Annotated in this window: 23 protein-coding genes; 21 read left to right on the forward strand and 2 right to left on the reverse strand. The window is 48.9% G+C overall.

Features of this window, described 5'->3' with window-relative positions:
- Positions 1 to 578 precede the first annotated feature (578 nt).
- From HV345_RS03405 to HV345_RS03425, 5 genes are read left to right on the forward strand one after another with little or no spacing between them, the layout of a single operon-like run.
- The gene (locus HV345_RS03405; RefSeq protein WP_015063037.1) at positions 579 to 1,058 is read left to right on the forward strand and encodes an antirestriction protein; all 480 of its coding nucleotides are present in this window, start codon (positions 579 to 581) and stop codon (positions 1,056 to 1,058) included.
- Positions 1,059 to 1,073: 15 nt separating this feature from the next.
- On the forward strand, positions 1,074 to 1,550 hold the full coding sequence (locus HV345_RS03410; protein WP_015063036.1) for a RadC family protein: 477 nt from the start codon (positions 1,074 to 1,076) through the stop codon (positions 1,548 to 1,550).
- Positions 1,551 to 1,559: 9 nt separating this feature from the next.
- The gene (locus HV345_RS03415; RefSeq protein WP_015063035.1) at positions 1,560 to 1,781 is read left to right on the forward strand and encodes a DUF987 domain-containing protein; all 222 of its coding nucleotides are present in this window, start codon (positions 1,560 to 1,562) and stop codon (positions 1,779 to 1,781) included.
- A gap of 18 nt (positions 1,782 to 1,799) precedes the next feature.
- On the forward strand, positions 1,800 to 2,117 hold the full coding sequence (locus HV345_RS03420) for a type IV toxin-antitoxin system YeeU family antitoxin (RefSeq protein WP_035893676.1): 318 nt from the start codon (positions 1,800 to 1,802) through the stop codon (positions 2,115 to 2,117).
- A gap of 20 nt (positions 2,118 to 2,137) precedes the next feature.
- Positions 2,138 to 2,479 carry a TA system toxin CbtA family protein gene (locus HV345_RS03425; protein ID WP_015063033.1) on the forward strand — a complete coding sequence of 114 codons (342 nt, stop codon included), beginning with the start codon at positions 2,138 to 2,140 and terminating at the stop codon, positions 2,477 to 2,479.
- 320 nt (positions 2,480 to 2,799) lie between these two features.
- On the opposite strand, the gene HV345_RS03430 is transcribed toward HV345_RS03425, so the two are convergent.
- Together HV345_RS03430 and HV345_RS03435 are read right to left on the reverse strand one after the other, a co-directional pair.
- Positions 2,800 to 3,813, reverse strand: a complete 1,014-nt coding sequence (locus HV345_RS03430) for a tyrosine-type recombinase/integrase (RefSeq protein WP_015386347.1) — start codon at positions 3,811 to 3,813, stop codon at positions 2,800 to 2,802.
- Between the two features lie 226 nt (positions 3,814 to 4,039).
- The gene (locus HV345_RS03435) at positions 4,040 to 4,654 is read right to left on the reverse strand and encodes a phage repressor protein CI (protein ID WP_181636241.1); all 615 of its coding nucleotides are present in this window, start codon (positions 4,652 to 4,654) and stop codon (positions 4,040 to 4,042) included.
- A gap of 101 nt (positions 4,655 to 4,755) precedes the next feature.
- Here HV345_RS03435 and HV345_RS03440 point away from each other — a divergent pair, with 101 nt between their 5' ends.
- The 16 genes from HV345_RS03440 to HV345_RS03515 all read left to right on the forward strand — a co-directional run bounded on the left by HV345_RS03440 (position 4,756) and on the right by HV345_RS03515 (position 14,176).
- On the forward strand, positions 4,756 to 4,992 hold the full coding sequence (locus HV345_RS03440) for a hypothetical protein (protein ID WP_015386350.1): 237 nt from the start codon (positions 4,756 to 4,758) through the stop codon (positions 4,990 to 4,992).
- A 34-nt stretch (positions 4,993 to 5,026) separates the two neighbouring features.
- Positions 5,027 to 5,536, forward strand: a complete 510-nt coding sequence (locus tag HV345_RS03445; protein ID WP_015386351.1) for a phage regulatory CII family protein — start codon at positions 5,027 to 5,029, stop codon at positions 5,534 to 5,536.
- Positions 5,537 to 5,543: 7 nt separating this feature from the next.
- Positions 5,544 to 5,744, forward strand: a complete 201-nt coding sequence (locus tag HV345_RS03450; RefSeq protein ID WP_015386352.1) for a phage filamentation protein Fil family protein — start codon at positions 5,544 to 5,546, stop codon at positions 5,742 to 5,744.
- A complete protein-coding gene (locus HV345_RS03455) occupies positions 5,708 to 6,049 on the forward strand; it encodes a DUF5347 domain-containing protein (RefSeq protein ID WP_181636242.1) in 342 nt (113 codons plus the stop codon). Before HV345_RS03450 ends, HV345_RS03455 begins: the two co-directional genes overlap by 37 nt.
- Before the next feature lie 67 nt (positions 6,050 to 6,116).
- Entirely contained in the window at positions 6,117 to 6,350 is a 234-nt protein-coding gene (locus HV345_RS03460) for a DUF2732 family protein (RefSeq protein ID WP_001744223.1), read from the forward strand.
- Entirely contained in the window at positions 6,350 to 6,577 is a 228-nt protein-coding gene (locus tag HV345_RS03465; RefSeq protein ID WP_181636243.1) for a TraR/DksA family transcriptional regulator, read from the forward strand. Before HV345_RS03460 ends, HV345_RS03465 begins: the two co-directional genes overlap by 1 nt.
- Positions 6,574 to 7,428: a DNA adenine methylase gene (locus HV345_RS03470; RefSeq protein ID WP_181636244.1), complete on the forward strand. Its 855-nt coding sequence runs from the start codon at positions 6,574 to 6,576 to the stop codon at positions 7,426 to 7,428. Before HV345_RS03465 ends, HV345_RS03470 begins: the two co-directional genes overlap by 4 nt.
- Positions 7,425 to 8,255, forward strand: a complete 831-nt coding sequence (locus tag HV345_RS03475) for a hypothetical protein (protein ID WP_000164042.1) — start codon at positions 7,425 to 7,427, stop codon at positions 8,253 to 8,255. The genes HV345_RS03470 and HV345_RS03475 overlap by 4 nt, the downstream gene beginning before the upstream one ends.
- On the forward strand, positions 8,252 to 10,606 hold the full coding sequence (locus HV345_RS03480; protein WP_181636245.1) for a replication endonuclease: 2,355 nt from the start codon (positions 8,252 to 8,254) through the stop codon (positions 10,604 to 10,606). The genes HV345_RS03475 and HV345_RS03480 overlap by 4 nt, the downstream gene beginning before the upstream one ends.
- Positions 10,607 to 10,764: 158 nt before the next feature.
- Positions 10,765 to 10,953: a hypothetical protein gene (locus HV345_RS03485; RefSeq protein ID WP_001154444.1), complete on the forward strand. Its 189-nt coding sequence runs from the start codon at positions 10,765 to 10,767 to the stop codon at positions 10,951 to 10,953.
- An 11-nt stretch (positions 10,954 to 10,964) separates the two neighbouring features.
- Positions 10,965 to 11,198 (forward strand): DinI family protein, encoded by a 234-nt coding sequence (locus HV345_RS03490; RefSeq protein WP_019077494.1) that lies wholly within the window; start codon positions 10,965 to 10,967, stop codon positions 11,196 to 11,198.
- Positions 11,199 to 11,271: 73 nt separating this feature from the next.
- Entirely contained in the window at positions 11,272 to 11,532 is a 261-nt protein-coding gene (locus HV345_RS03495; protein ID WP_019077493.1) for a hypothetical protein, read from the forward strand.
- A gap of 27 nt (positions 11,533 to 11,559) precedes the next feature.
- A complete protein-coding gene (locus tag HV345_RS03500) occupies positions 11,560 to 11,709 on the forward strand; it encodes a hypothetical protein (protein ID WP_181636246.1) in 150 nt (49 codons plus the stop codon).
- A gap of 117 nt (positions 11,710 to 11,826) precedes the next feature.
- Positions 11,827 to 12,636 carry a TIGR04255 family protein gene (locus HV345_RS03505; protein WP_079939224.1) on the forward strand — a complete coding sequence of 270 codons (810 nt, stop codon included), beginning with the start codon at positions 11,827 to 11,829 and terminating at the stop codon, positions 12,634 to 12,636.
- A gap of 19 nt (positions 12,637 to 12,655) precedes the next feature.
- The gene (locus tag HV345_RS03510; protein ID WP_181636247.1) at positions 12,656 to 13,318 is read left to right on the forward strand and encodes an XRE family transcriptional regulator; all 663 of its coding nucleotides are present in this window, start codon (positions 12,656 to 12,658) and stop codon (positions 13,316 to 13,318) included.
- A gap of 9 nt (positions 13,319 to 13,327) precedes the next feature.
- A complete protein-coding gene (locus HV345_RS03515) occupies positions 13,328 to 14,176 on the forward strand; it encodes a hypothetical protein (RefSeq protein WP_119922129.1) in 849 nt (282 codons plus the stop codon).
- Positions 14,177 to 14,186: the final 10 nt, after the last annotated feature.

Here is a 14,186-nt window from a genome sequence, read left to right on the forward strand (position 1 = left end):
ATTAACTCGATATTGTGAACAGTGTCCGCTTCTGGCACATGGCTGCCAGTCACCCACGATCTGAAATTTATAATTGACGCAACTACAGCTTTAAGTTATCTGCTTGAATTATAAATTATTTCATATAGATATTATCTCTGTGAATCCCTCGCATCCATTATTGGTTGCGAGGTTTTTTATTTTTCACGCAGAGATCTCCGTATGCAAAAATCTGGCTGCTCTCAGGCCTTTGAGCAATTGCTGACTTCGATACCTCACACCCTAAGCAGTACGAGCCGATGATCGCCCCTTATCGGTGGATAAACACTTTATCGTAACGTCACGCTGGCGTATCGACGGGGATGTGAAGCTCAATAGTGCACTGTGGTTGATGACGGAGAACATGCTCGTTCTGTTCAGTCAGCTGCAGGCAAAAAAACACACCGGTACTTGGGGCCAGATAGCCTGACTTTACGCTCTCCATTCTCTCCAAATCCATATCCCGTTCGCGGGAATTTCTCATATACCGCATTGTAAGCCCTGACAGGAAACCCGCCTGCGGCATATCTGCGACTGTAATAACCGAAAGGAAAATCACTATGTATAACGACACAACGTCAAAACACAATGATCATCATAATCACAGCCAGAAAGAGCCGACCGGAGATAAATTACTTCATGCCACTGTGATGCCTGATGGAATGCGTATCAGCTTCTGGCCGCAGCACTTCGGCACTATTCCGCAGTGGATAACCCTGGAGCCCCGCATCTTCGCCTGGATGAACCGCTTCTGCGCGGATTACAGCGGTGGCATCTGGCAGTTTTACACGCTGAGCAACGGCGGGGCCTTTATGGCACCCGATGCTGACCGCAATGAGACATGGAGTCTGTTCAATAATTTGAACGGTAATGGCGTGGAAATGAGCGCAGAAGCCGCAGGTATTGCCGTCTGCCTGATTGAATACAGCCATCACGCCTGCCGTACAGAGTGTGACGCGATGACCGCGCACTATTACCGTCTGCGGGACTACGCCCTGCAGCATCCAGAAGCCCACGCCATTCTGCGCATCATTGACTGACCGGAGGAACAACGAATGAAACAGCTTTCCTTTTTACCCGGCGAGATAACGCCACAGGACCGGCGTCTCATCCAGCGGGCACTCAGGGTTCTGGACAGACATCTGCATGAGCCCGGGGTGGCCTTCACCTCCACACACGCCGTCCGTGAATGGCTGCGACTGCATATGGCCGCGCTTGAGCGGGAAGAGTTCCGGGTGTTGTATCTGGACAACCAGAATCAGCTGATTGCCCATGAGACGCTCTTTACCGGCACGATTAACCGCACCGAGGTGCATCCCCGGGAGGTGGTTAAACGTGCCCTGTACTTTAACGCGGCAGCAGTGATACTGGCCCATAACCATCCTTCCGGCGAGACGACACCCAGCCAGGCCGATAAAGCCCTCACGCAGCGACTGGTGCAGGTGCTTCAGCTGGTGGATATCCGCGTCCCTGACCATCTGATTATTGGTGGCAGGCAAATCTATTCGTTCGCAGAACACGGTCTGCTGTGAGGAAGCCTCATGAAAATAATCAGTAAATCTGATGCCATGCGACTTCACCACCAGCATCCACAGTCCCGAATCTTTCGTTACTGCACCGGCAAATACCAGTGGCATGGCAGCATTCGTCATTACTTCGGTAAAGACATCCCGGATGTTCCCGGTGTGCTGGCGGTATACGCCGAACGCCGCCAGGACCGCTACGGGCCGTATGCCTGCCTGATGAGTATTACCCTGAACTGACAATAAAGGAGGTTATCAATGAGCAACATCACATTGGGCCTGCAGCGGGATATCACGCCACGCCTGGGAGCCCGTCTGGTACAGGAGGGGAACCGGCTGCATTATTTAGCTGACCGGGCCAGTATCACCGGTAAGTTCAGCGAAGCAGAATGTCTTAAGTTGGATGTGGTATTCCCGCATTTTATCAGCCAGATGGAATCGATGCTGACTACTGGTGAAATGAATCCTCGCCATGCCCACTGTGTCACCCTGTACCACAATGATTTCACCTGCGAAGCCGACACCCTTGGCAGTTGCGGCTATGTATACATCGCCGTCTATCCCACTCAACGCTAACGAATTTCACGAGAGCAAATATGAAAACTTTACCTGCAACAACTCAGCGGGCGGTGAAGCCCTGCCTGTCACCCGTGGCTGTCTGGCAAATGTTACTGACACGCCTGCTGGAACAGCACTATGGTCTCACCCTCAACGACACACCGTTCAGTGAGGAACGTGTTATACAGGAACATATCGACACTGGGATCTCGCTGGCTGATGCCGTGAATTTTCTGGTGGAAAAATACGAACTGGTGCGTATCGACAGGAAGGGATTTAGCTGGCAGGAACAATCCCCTTACCTTCGGGCTGTCGATATTCTGCGAGCGCGGCAGGTAACTGGCTTGTTGCGGCAAAGCCGTAAAAATTCGGTACGGTGAATATTACAGGCCGTGCTACTGACTTTCATCACTATCCGGGAGGGCTTGCAACGAGATGAAGAGGGCCGGGTAGCAATTCCTTACCTGACCCATTACCTGACCCAAATTGCATCCAAAGAAAAAGGAGTCAGACGATTTATCATCTAACTCCTTGTTTTATTTGGTGGCCCCTGTTGGGTTTGAACCAACGACCAAGCGATTATGAGTCCCAAACTTAAAGCTTATAAAACAATAAGTTACTTTGATTTCAACGCCTTGCGCCGTCGAATAGTGGGGAATATGAAAGCATAGTGAATAGGTTTGCTGCCATTTTGCTGCCATCAAATCAGATTTAAGGGGTTGTACTCCACTGCTTCTGTCAGATGGTCTGGGGCGAAATGAGCATAGCGCATCGTCACCTTAATATCAGTGTGTCCAAGGATACGCTGCAGTACAAGAATGTTACCCCCGCGCATCATAAAGTGGCTTGCAAATGTGTGCCGTAGAACGTGTGACAGCTGCCCGTCAGGTAGCTCAATCCCCGCTCGCTTAATTGCCCCACGAAACGCAGAATAGCACCCCGTAAAGACTGGTTTTGATGTTCTTACTTTTGGGAGTATTTCGTAAAGCTCATCACTTATTGGAACGGCGCGGTTTTTCTTGCCCTTGGTTTTGATATAAGTGATTTTGCCGGGGCTTATTTGCTTGCCTGTCAGTGACTCCGCCTCGCCCCATCGTGCTCCGGTTGCAAGGCATATTTTTACGATGGTTACTAAATCTACCGCTTTGCTTTTCTCACACTCTGCCAGCAGTTGCTTGACTTCTTCGACTGTTAGCCAAGCCAGCTCTGCCTCGTCTATTTTAAATTCCCGGACGTTTTCGAGCGGATTAGGCGCGCTCCAGTCATCCAGTCTTTTCAGTTCGTTGAACATGGCGCGGAAATACGCCAGCTCAAGATTGACAGTACGGGGAGTCACTGCTTTTACCCGATCTGAACGTGTAATTTTCCCGCTTAAACGCTGTTCACGGTAGGTTGCAAAAAGTTTGGCGTTAAATTCAGTGGCGAGAGGGTTTCCCATAGCAAAGCAGGCAAATTCCATTGCACCTTTACGCTTGAGGCCATCAGAGAGTGTAACGCCATGTGCGTTGAACCAGGTTTCAACAAGATCAGTAACTCGCCGCTTATCTGCTTTTTCTCCTAACCAAGGCTTGTCCTGCGCTTGATCCTTAATGTGACGCTCAAAGGCCATGGCTTCGCCCTTGGTGGCGAATTGGCGACGGATGCGCCGCCCATCCCTACCGTTGGGGAAGACCTGAGCCTGCCACTTACCATTAGCTAACTTTGAGACAGCCATAATCAGTTTTTAGAGCAAATTCGCTTTGATTTACTGATAGTGCCGTCATTGCAAACAAATTTGCCATCAGATGTGCAGTGTGAGACGCCACCTTTTTTCCCAGAGCATGGGTAATTGCGTGCATATGATGGCTGTGTTGCCAAAAACACTAAACCTAACGTAACGATTGCCATTAATTTTTTCATGCTAGTAGCCTTAACTTATTTCCGTATAAAGTCGAATTCGCTCATTCTGTAAATGCTGTTTTGCTGATCACCCTACCGTTAACCTCAATATCCGATGGGGTGCATTCAAAGGATGCGGGACCATTCTCTACACGTAAGCGTCCGCCAGGAAGGCGATAAACTTGCCTGATGCTCAGAAAACCATCTAATTTAATCAACCAGATTCCATCGTTGATTTCTCCCCTGAACTCATCCACAAGATAGAAAGCCTTTTCAAACTTCACCAAGAACGGAGCTGTTGTATCTGGGGGGATAAGGCAGGAGTCATAACGGACCTGTTCAGATGATGAGTAAATCCCGTTTGAGATTTCTTTTAATTGCAAAAGAAATCCATTGTCATTGATTATTTTTGTGGTGGGAGTGCCTTGTCCTGTAGTTAACCAAAGCATGGATGCACCTGTATCAAGATGGCAGGCAATGAGCCAGTCATGCGGAAAAGTATCGCGCATCCAACGGTTTGCCATAGTGCTCTGGGATACCCCAAGGTGATCGCACAAAGCCTGTCTGGTACTGAATCCATAGGCCTGGAGAATACGAGTTATCGCTTCCTTCCCACCACTTTGAGATGGGAAATTGTATTCTGAGATCGCGAGAGGGGTCTCTTTTGTGTTTGACATATTTAAAATGCGATCCTATCATCGGTTTTGTGGTGTTCGGAATGATTGCGAATAGTTCCGAATAGTGAAGTTTTTAAACACAAACTGAGGAATAGTGCATCATGAAAAGCAATTTTTCAATGCGCCCCAGCATCAACCTTGTGGTATCTGAGCCATTCATCACACTGGATGAGTTCTGTCGCCGTACTGGTTACAAGCCTAGTTATGCCCGTCAAATGATCCGGGAAAACCGCCTGCCCATCAGGAAAAAAGCCGGAGTTAACAGCCTTATCGAAATCAACATGTTCGCGTTGACGATGGAAGCGGCCCAAGGCTGCGAAGTCGCAATGCAAGCCTGATAGTTCCATTTTGGGATAGAAAAGGATTTACATCATGTTTGATTATCGTGTTTCCAAACATCCGCATTTTGACGAAGCCTGCCGGGCTTTTGCGCTGCGTCACAACATGGCGAAGCTGGCAGAACGCGCGGGAATGAACGTCCAGACGCTGCGTAACAAGCTGAACCCGGAGCAACCGCATCAGCTCACTCCATCGGAAATCTGGCTGCTTACCGATCTTACTGAGGACTCCACGCTGGTTGACGGTTTTCTGGCGCAGATTCACTGCCTGCCATGCGTACCGATGAACGAAGTGGCAAAAGAGAAGCTGCCGCATTACGTCATGAGCGCTACTGCTGAAATCGGACGTGTTGCTGCCGGTGCCGTATCGGGTGATGTGAAAACCACCGCAGGCCGCCGCGATGTTATCAGCAGCATTAACTCTGTTACTCGTCTGATGGCACTGGCTGCCGTTTCGATGCAGGCGCGTTTGCAGGCTAACCCGGCGATGGCAAGCGCGGTGGATACCGTGACGGGCCTCGGTGCTTCGTTCGGTCTGATCTGAGGTGGTTATGCTGACTAAAGAACCATCTTTCGCGTCACTTCTCATAAAGCAAAGCCCGGCAATGCACTACGGTCATGGCTGGATCATGGGGAAAGATGGCAAGCGCTGGCACCCGTGCCGCTCTCAGGATGAACTGCTGGCTGACCTGTCCACAACCAAACAGGGGAAATCATGGCTATTGAAGGCGCTACGGCGACTGTTCCATTAAGCCCCGGTGAACGCCTGGATGGCCTGAACCATATTGCGGAATTGAGGGCTAAAGTGTTTGGTCTGAATATTGAGCCGGAGCTTGAAAGGTTTATTAAAGATATGCGCGACCCACGCGACGTAAATAATAAACAGAATGAGCGGGCACTGGCAGCCATTTTTTTTATGGCAAAAATTCCGGCAGAACGTCACGGCGTCAATATTAGTGATCTGACTACTGACGAAAAGCGGGAACTGGTGAAAGCAATGAATCATTTTCGTGCAGTGGTGAGCTTATTTCCCAAACGGCTAACCATGCCGAATTAATCCACAACAGAAATTAATGGCGTAAACCCGCCGGGCTTCTTATTACCCAAATTCAGGAGAAACAACGATGCGAAATATTGAAACCCGTACCACTAAAACCGGACCAGATGATGCTGGGCTCAACCTGCTGCTGACTGAGGCACGCAAAGAAGAACGCCGTGGACGCGCAGATGTGATGGCTGCGCGTCTGGATTCTTTAGCTGCTCGTATCGTGTCACGTCAGCTTAACCACACGGAAGCGGCTGAGCTGCTGCGTCAGGAAGCTGTGAAGATTCAGAACGAAGCGCAGGAGATCCACTGATGGCTGATTCAATGGACCTCGTACAGCAGCGCGTTGAAGAAGAACGCCAGCGGCACATCCACACTGCCTGCAATAAAGCGCCGGGCGTTTCCCGTGTGCTCTGCATTGATTGCGATGCGCCGATCTCGCCAGCTCGCCGCCGCGCCATTCCGGGCGTGCAGTGCTGCGTCACTTGTCAGGAAATAGCAGAGCTGAAAGGCAAACATTACGTAGGGGGGGCTGTATGAGCACTATCCTGAAATGGGCGGGTAATAAAACCTCCATCATGGCAGAACTGAAAAAACACCTTCCAGCAGGCCCGCGACTGGTTGAGCCTTTCGCGGGGTCGTGCGCTGTGATGATGGAGACAGACTATCCTCATTATCTTGTCGCGGATATTAATCCAGACCTGATTAATCTTTATCAGGTGATTAAGAATGATGTTGAATACTTCATCGAAGAGGGCCGATATCTTTTTGAAGCCCGTAATGATTCAGAGGCATATTATAAGACGAGACAGGAGTTTAACTTGCGCCATGGTGGCGCAATTGAACGCGCATTGTATTTCTTATATTTAAATCGCTATGGTTATCGCGGACTGTGTCGCTATAACTTGAACGGCTATTTTAATGTTCCTTACGGTAATTATAAAAAACCGCACTTCCCTGAAAACGAAATACGCGCATTTGCAGAAAAAGCAAAACGCGCAACGTTTATCTGCGCCAGCTATGACGAGACACTGGCACTGCTGCAAACGGGTGATATTGTCTATTGCGATCCACCATATGACGGCACGTTTAACGGATATCACACAGCTGGTTTTACAGAGGATGATCAGTACCATCTGGCGTCTATTCTTGAACGCCGGTCATCAGAAGGTCATCCGGTTATCGTGTCCAACAGCGATACGTCTCTGACCCGTTCGCTTTATCGTGATTTTACTCGCCATCGTATAACCGCTAAGCGCAGCATGGGCGTGGCTGCCGGTGATAGTAAAACTGCAGTAGAAATCATCGCTACTTCTAAACCCCATCACTGGATTGGTTTTGACCCTGCAGGCGGTCCTGGCTTCTGCGTTAAGCATGAGGTACGGGCGTGACGAAGTTGCAGCCCGGCGTGCATCATTTTCATGGCACACCTGTCTGGGGAAGTGCTGGTGACGTTCATCGCATAGCGGTGAACGGTGCTGGCGCTTTCGTCTCATATGTAAGGCCAGACCAAATTGCTGCATCAATCAAATATGCCAGTGCGGTAGGGATTGATAATGGAGCATTCTCTGCCTGGATGCGGGGACTGGTTATTGACTGGCGTAATTTTTATAAATGGCTAATTAACTATTATCACCATCCCAAAGTAGCATTCTTTGTTATCCCTGACGTAGTGGAAGGGGGCGAAAGCGATAATGACGCTCTGATCCGCCTTGTTCCCAGAATGTTTCATGATAAAGCGGTGCCTGTCTGGCACCTACATGAGTCATTGGATCGACTTGTTGAGCTTTGCCGGGAATGGCCCAGAGTCTGTTTCGGTTCATCCGGTGAGTTTGCTGTAATTCGAACAGCGCGCTGGCATCGTCGTATGCAGGATGCTTTTGAAACTATCTATTGTAAATATAACTTCCAGACCAGCATTCATGGCCTGCGCATGTTAGACGGGCGTGTGCTGGGTAATTATCCACTTGCCACTGCCGACAGTACAAATCTTGCCTGTAACGTTCCGAAATTCAATTCCAAATATCCAGAACTAACCCGGGCGATCCGTGAAGCGGAATATTCTCGTGGGCTTTCCGCAAAGGAACTTAAGGCAACCATTTTAAAAAACAGGTGCGCCATTCTTAAAGGAGCTATTGAGGCCGTAGAGCCTCCATCTATTTCTGAATGGGTGTCTAAAGGATTGCAGCCTTTCCAGCTCGAACTGGAGATCGCATGAGCAATTACCGCCATTTCTGGAACGCCGAAAAGAAAGCAGTTAACCCCTATCTGAATACAGATACACAGGCCACTACGTCTGCGCTTTCAAACCTGATCACTCTGTACGCTGCGGATAACGAGCAGGAGCATCTGCGCCGTGAAGCGCTGAGTGATCAGGTTTGGGAACGTTATTTCTTCAATGAATCCCGTGATCCTGTCCAGCGTGAAATAGAGCAGGATCGGCTGATTAGCCATGCCAGAATGGCCCGCGAACAGCAGCGCGTTAATCCCGATTTGGTGATTATTGCAGATGTAAGCGCCATGCCTGCCCATATCAGCAAGCCTCTGCTGGAGCGGATTAAATACTTCCATAGCCTGGGCAGGGATAAAGCTTATTCCCGCTATCTGCGCGAAACAATCAGGCCGTGTCTTGAGCGGCTGGAGCGCGTGCGTGACAGCCAGGTGTCTGCATCTTTCCGCTTCATGGCGAGCCATGACGGGCTGGAGGGGCTGCTGGTACTGCCTGAAATGAATCAGGATCAGGTCAAGCGTCTTTCCACGCTGGTTGCGGCTCATATGAGCATGTGTCTTGATGCGGCCTGCGGTGATCTGTTTGTCTGTGACGATGTTAAACCAGAAGAAATTCGTCAGGCATGGGAAAGGGTTGCTGCAGAGGCCATGCGCCTTGAGGTCATCCCGCCTGCGTTTGAGCAGTTACGCCGCAAAAAGCGCCGACGTAAGCCGGTGCCTTATGAACTGATCCCACCGTCGCTGGCGCGCATGCTGTGTGCGGACTGGTGGTATCGCAAACTGTGGCAGATACGCTGCGAGTGGCGGGAGGAACAGTTGCGCGCCGTCTGCCTGGTCAACAAAAAAGCGTCCCCGTATGTCAGCTATGAAGCGGTGATCCACAAACGCGAGCAGCGCCGCAAATCGCTGGAGTTCTTCCGCTCGCATGAGCTGGTCAACGAAGACGGTGACACGCTGGACATGGAAGATGTGGTGAACGCCAGCAACAGCAACCCGGCACACCGCCGTAATGAAATGATGGCCTGTGTTAAAGGGCTGGAACTGATCGCGGAAATGCGCGGAGACTGCGCCGTGTTCTATACCATCACCTGCCCGTCACGCTTCCACGCAACCCTCAACAACGGCAGGCCAAATCCGAAATGGACCAGTGCCACGGTCCGGCAGAGCAGTGACTATCTGGTTGATACATTCGCCGCTTTCCGCAAGGCCATGCACAAGGCCGGGCTGCGCTGGTACGGCGTCCGCGTTGCAGAGCCGCACCATGACGGCACCGTGCACTGGCATCTTCTGTGTTTTATGCGCAAAAAAGACCGTCGCTCCATCACCGCGCTGCTGCGCAAGTTTGCCATCCGTGAAGACCGCGAGGAGCTGGGCATCAACACCGGGCCGCGCTTCAAGTCCGAGCTAATCAACCCGCGCAAGGGCACGCCGACCAGCTACATCGCCAAATACATCAGCAAGAACATCGACGGGCGTGGGCTGGCTAAAGAAATCAGCAAAGAAACCGGCAGATCACTGCGTGACAGCGCCGAGCATGTCAGCGCCTGGGCGTCACTGCATCGTGTCCAGCAGTTCCGTTTCTTTGGTATTCCGGGGCGTCAGGCATACCGCGAACTGCGCCTGCTGGCTGGTCAGGCGGCGAGAGTGCAGGGTGGACGCAAAGCGGGCGCGCCGGTACTGGATAACCCGCGTCTGGATGCGGTACTGGCGGCGGCTGATGCGGGCTGCTTTGCCACCTACATCATGAAGCAGGGCGGTGTGCTGGTTCCCCGCAAACATCACCTTGTCCGCACGGCATATGAGCATAACGACGAGCCGAGCGCCTACGGCGATCACGGTATCCGTATCTATGGCATTTGGTCCCCGATTGCAGAAGGCAAGATTTGCACGCACGCGGTGAAGTGGAAAAAGGTTCGTAAGGCCGTTGACGTTCAGGAGGCGGCAGCCGACCAGGGCGCTTGCGCCCCTTGGACTCGTGGCAATAACTGTCCCCCTGTTGAAAATCTGAACAAATCAGGGGGTGATTTACCCGATATTAAAACCATGGATGAGAAGGAGCTGCAGGAATATCTCCACAACATGGGCCAGAAGGAACGGCGGGAGCTGACAGCCAGGTTGAGACTGGTAAAACCGAAGCGAAAAAAAGCATACATACAGAGTATTTCGGAGCAGCAGCGCCTGCAGCTTGAGGCAGAACTGACTGCCAGAGGGTTTGAAGGTAGTGCATCTGAGATTGATTTGCTTCTGCGTGGCGGCAGCATTCCATCCGGTGCCGGTTTACGTATTTTTTACCGTAACCAGAGGCTGCAGGAAGATGACAAATGGCGTCAATGGTACTAAGGCTGCTGTTTAACATTTCGTGCTTTATTGACCGACATCAGTACATCCAATTAACTGACAAAAAAGAGTTTTACATTTTTTCTTTCCTACTATACTGTTTATATAAACAGTGGGTATATATACAGTTGTTGTGTATCCGTGTAATGATAGGAGGGAAGATGCAGGACTATCTTTTGGAGTCATTAAAGCTCCAGCGTATTGATTTTTTTATCAAGCTTGTAGCGGCTAGTGAGTGCAGCGACGAAGAAAAGCGGCTGGCTATCCAGTGGGTGTCCGAACTGACAGACGAGTTGATGGCGAAAATTCGCAGCCATGAATACAGCCGGTCAATGGACGTTACCAGTTAAAGGGAATCTGTATGCGCATTGAAATAATGATCGATAAAGAGCAGAAGATTAGCCAGGCCACACTGGAAGCCCTTGAATCCGAGCTTTACCGTAATTTGCGCCCTCTGTATCCCAAAACAGCAATTCGTATCCGTAAGGGTAGTGCCAATGGTGTTGAACTGAGCGGGTTAAAACTGGATGAAGACAAAAAGCGAGTGATGGAAATTATGCAGCAGGTCTGGGAGGACGACAGTTGGTTACATTAGATAACGTTGTGAGAGGCAGAACGTAGTTCTGGCGCTCGCAAGGTTGAACAACGAGCTATGCGAGGCGTTAGCTATGGGGTCTAAAGACAACAAGTATCAAATTGTATATCGCGGTCAAACGCTGGAAACAATCATTCCCGGTCAGTGGGTTTTCTTTCAACGCCCAAAAGAGTGCGGCGGCGGATACTGGATGGGAAGAACTTATGATGACTGTTTCTGGCTTGAGCTGGAGTATCCGGTGTCTTTATCTGATGGACTTGGTTACTTGATAGTTATTACGAAAGTCGAAGCCACAAGTCATGAATTTGATGCAAATTATTCTCTGTTTGACTGATTTCATCGTAGTGCATGACTATGCCGCATGAAAACGCATGATCGTTTAAGGATCGTTTATGCTGAGGCCCGCCAGAACTGGCGGGCTTTTGCCTGTCTCATGCAGGTGCATGAAAACCACTACATAAAGCGGGCAGGCGTGGCGGGGATACGAGCGCGCGCCGAAGCGATTATGTAACAGTTTTGGCTATTGATGTCATAGTGAACTTAATGATGGAGAAAGTGTCAACCTATGTGTAAACTACAGTTAGTGAGATAGAGAGATATGAGATGAAACAACTTCAAGGAGGGCGGCATGAGTACTAACAGCGAACGTATGTCCAATGCGCCCGTTTACTACGCATTGGTGCAAGTAAAGTTTACTCCAGTAGCTGCAATGAGTAAGTATGTTCCAGACATACAAGATGCGCTAAGAGTTGAAGGATTTCCTTTATTTGAAGTTTCCAATACAACTCAGCTGAAATTTGAAATTAAAAACCCCAATGAGCCACCGGTACATTCATTTGAACCTGTGACAAGTTGGTTGATGATTGATGCGGATAGAAAGTCTGGTTTTGTTTTAGGCAACGATTTCATTACGTTCCATACAACAGATTATGATAACCATGTACCTTTCATTTCATCATTGATACTTGGTCTGAGCAAAGTTCTTGAATTTGCTAAGCCATCGTTGGTAAGCCGGATTGGGCTTCGATATTTGGATGCTGTGTTTCCTGAGAAAAGCGAAACAATTGAGCAGTATCTTGTAAAGGAACTTCATGGTGTTGATTTCGGATGGACGCCAATACAGTCCATACAAGAGTCTGTATATCAGACATGTGTTGAGCCATTGATCTCTAATGGATTTATGGTTTCACGCATACATAAGATGAATGGTCAGCTAGGTTTTCCGCCAGATATGATTCCTAATGGTTTACTGCCGCTGCCGAGATTTAGTAACACAGAGTTTCGTATGCACGCAATAATTGATACAGATCATTATGTTGAAGGCAACATGTCAACTGATTTGCAGTTAATTGAAAAACAGATTCTTTCGTTGCATAGTAAAGTTAAAGAAGCATTTGAAGGCATGGTTTCAGATTTTGCCCGTGCTAAATGGCACTGAAACAACGGAGGTGACTAAAATGTATGCAATTCCTACCGGAAGCATAGGCTCTGTAGATCGGTATACTCCAGATTCGCAGTCAAGCTCATGTGTATCAGGTGTTGTTGCTGTCGCCGCATCTTTACTATTAGTTGGTACGGGGGCTTCATACCCTGTAAATGCTTATAAGCAATGGCGTCAGTATGTTCAGCCAAGGGTTCAGTTTGCATTTGATTCTACAGAGTCAACGTACACGCCTGCAATTTCTCCTGAGGTTGATGTCAGGAATGTTGCCCAACATTTGGCTAATATTCGAGAAGTGCTGTCTCCATCAATGTCAGAACTGGCTAAGGATTTGGGGATAACTCGGCAGGCTCTCTATAAATGGTTGTCAGGGGAGAACCAGCCTGATGATGCTTCAAAAGTGCAATTCATTACCAACCTCAGTAATGTTGCTGACTCTTTTTCCAAAGCTGGACTCAATGATGCGAAGCTATTGGTGAAAATGAAAGCATTCAATGGTAAGTCGTTGATGGACTTGGTAAAAGAAGGTGAGTCTTGGAACAAGCCAGTTCAGGTATTGATTGATGAAGCTAAAGCGATGAATGCAGCAGCTGAATCGGCCAATTACTTAGCAAGCAAGGCGAAACCGACAGATGATTGGAAGTCATCTATTTCAATTCCTGGAACAGTAGAGGAATAAATCACATTTATGTTGGTACGAGGAACATCATGGCGTCAGGGGCATGTTCTTAAACATGATGATGCCGTTTCACTTGGACTTCTGAAGCCTGATGAAACGAACCATAAAGTTGTAGTTATAACGCATGATTGTGATTTACAGAGTAATTCAGAAAAAAACGTGGAACTTATGTTTGGCCCCTTGAAAAAGGGGTCAAGCAAGATGAAAAGAGCTAAGCATCCGAGAATCCTCGATCTATGTTTTGAAAACCCAGAAAGTGCTAAGAAGAACGCAGTAGAGCTTCGGCATGAAAGAAAAGCCATCATTCCTAAAGAAGCTTTCCATTGTGAGGAAAACGATCCGGCATTCACCATTAGTACAGAAGAGAAACAAGCTCTTAAGCAATGGTTAGCAGCTAAGTATGGTCGTCCTGCGTTTCCTAACTCGTTTGAAGAGCGCTTGCGGGCTTACGACGAGGATAAAAAATTTATTTTCGAAAAAGAAGTTGCGGACATTATCGCCACAAACGCAGAGCATTTGATCGGAGTTTTTTTCGATTTGGGCGAAGAAAGATTTAACGATCTTGAGGAAGGCATACCATATGAGCTTTCTATCAATGTTGTTTATGATGCAACTGAAGGTGGCCCCGATGCCAGAGGGGCGGCTGAACAAACCTGTTCTGATCTAAAGGCATTGTTTTATAAGTTTTATGGTGATCCAATCTTGGGACATTCAGAGCTTATAGAATTGAATACGTGCATTGCTGTTGCCGATACTCATTTCTCCCTGTATGCATTGAGGCGGATGGATCAATGGAGGGTGGAATACATCAGCCTTGAAGAAGATTCATATGGCGATTTCATTGGTGCCGGTGTTTAAACTGACTGTT

The sequence above is a fragment of the Citrobacter sp. RHBSTW-00986 genome (genome assembly GCF_013783065.1).
Taxonomy (GTDB): domain Bacteria; phylum Pseudomonadota; class Gammaproteobacteria; order Enterobacterales; family Enterobacteriaceae; genus Citrobacter; species Citrobacter braakii.

Bases quoted from the DNA above. Each gene is read 5' to 3' on its own strand.
- HV345_RS03465 (WP_181636243.1), top strand. From the start codon at position 6,350: ATGGCTGATTCAATGGACCTCGTACAGCAGCGCGTTGAAGAAGAACGC.
- HV345_RS03445 (WP_015386351.1), top strand. From the start codon at position 5,027: ATGTTTGATTATCGTGTTTCCAAACATCCGCATTTTGACGAAGCCTGC.
- HV345_RS03415 (WP_015063035.1), top strand. From the start codon at position 1,560: ATGAAAATAATCAGTAAATCTGATGCCATGCGACTTCACCACCAGCAT.
- HV345_RS03515 (WP_119922129.1), top strand. From the start codon at position 13,328: ATGTTGGTACGAGGAACATCATGGCGTCAGGGGCATGTTCTTAAACAT.
- HV345_RS03450 (WP_015386352.1), top strand. From the start codon at position 5,544: ATGCTGACTAAAGAACCATCTTTCGCGTCACTTCTCATAAAGCAAAGC.
- HV345_RS03405 (WP_015063037.1), top strand. From the start codon at position 579: ATGTATAACGACACAACGTCAAAACACAATGATCATCATAATCACAGC.
- HV345_RS03510 (WP_181636247.1), top strand. From the start codon at position 12,656: ATGTATGCAATTCCTACCGGAAGCATAGGCTCTGTAGATCGGTATACT.
- HV345_RS03430 (WP_015386347.1), bottom strand. From the start codon at position 3,813: ATGGCTGTCTCAAAGTTAGCTAATGGTAAGTGGCAGGCTCAGGTCTTC.
- HV345_RS03500 (WP_181636246.1), top strand. From the start codon at position 11,560: ATGAAAACGCATGATCGTTTAAGGATCGTTTATGCTGAGGCCCGCCAG.
- HV345_RS03480 (WP_181636245.1), top strand. From the start codon at position 8,252: ATGAGCAATTACCGCCATTTCTGGAACGCCGAAAAGAAAGCAGTTAAC.
- HV345_RS03420 (WP_035893676.1), top strand. From the start codon at position 1,800: ATGAGCAACATCACATTGGGCCTGCAGCGGGATATCACGCCACGCCTG.
- HV345_RS03460 (WP_001744223.1), top strand. From the start codon at position 6,117: ATGCGAAATATTGAAACCCGTACCACTAAAACCGGACCAGATGATGCT.
- HV345_RS03470 (WP_181636244.1), top strand. From the start codon at position 6,574: ATGAGCACTATCCTGAAATGGGCGGGTAATAAAACCTCCATCATGGCA.
- HV345_RS03455 (WP_181636242.1), top strand. From the start codon at position 5,708: ATGGCTATTGAAGGCGCTACGGCGACTGTTCCATTAAGCCCCGGTGAA.
- HV345_RS03485 (WP_001154444.1), top strand. From the start codon at position 10,765: ATGCAGGACTATCTTTTGGAGTCATTAAAGCTCCAGCGTATTGATTTT.
- HV345_RS03490 (WP_019077494.1), top strand. From the start codon at position 10,965: ATGCGCATTGAAATAATGATCGATAAAGAGCAGAAGATTAGCCAGGCC.
- HV345_RS03435 (WP_181636241.1), bottom strand. From the start codon at position 4,654: ATGTCAAACACAAAAGAGACCCCTCTCGCGATCTCAGAATACAATTTC.
- HV345_RS03410 (WP_015063036.1), top strand. From the start codon at position 1,074: ATGAAACAGCTTTCCTTTTTACCCGGCGAGATAACGCCACAGGACCGG.
- HV345_RS03425 (WP_015063033.1), top strand. From the start codon at position 2,138: ATGAAAACTTTACCTGCAACAACTCAGCGGGCGGTGAAGCCCTGCCTG.
- HV345_RS03495 (WP_019077493.1), top strand. From the start codon at position 11,272: ATGGGGTCTAAAGACAACAAGTATCAAATTGTATATCGCGGTCAAACG.
- HV345_RS03505 (WP_079939224.1), top strand. From the start codon at position 11,827: ATGAGTACTAACAGCGAACGTATGTCCAATGCGCCCGTTTACTACGCA.
- HV345_RS03440 (WP_015386350.1), top strand. From the start codon at position 4,756: ATGAAAAGCAATTTTTCAATGCGCCCCAGCATCAACCTTGTGGTATCT.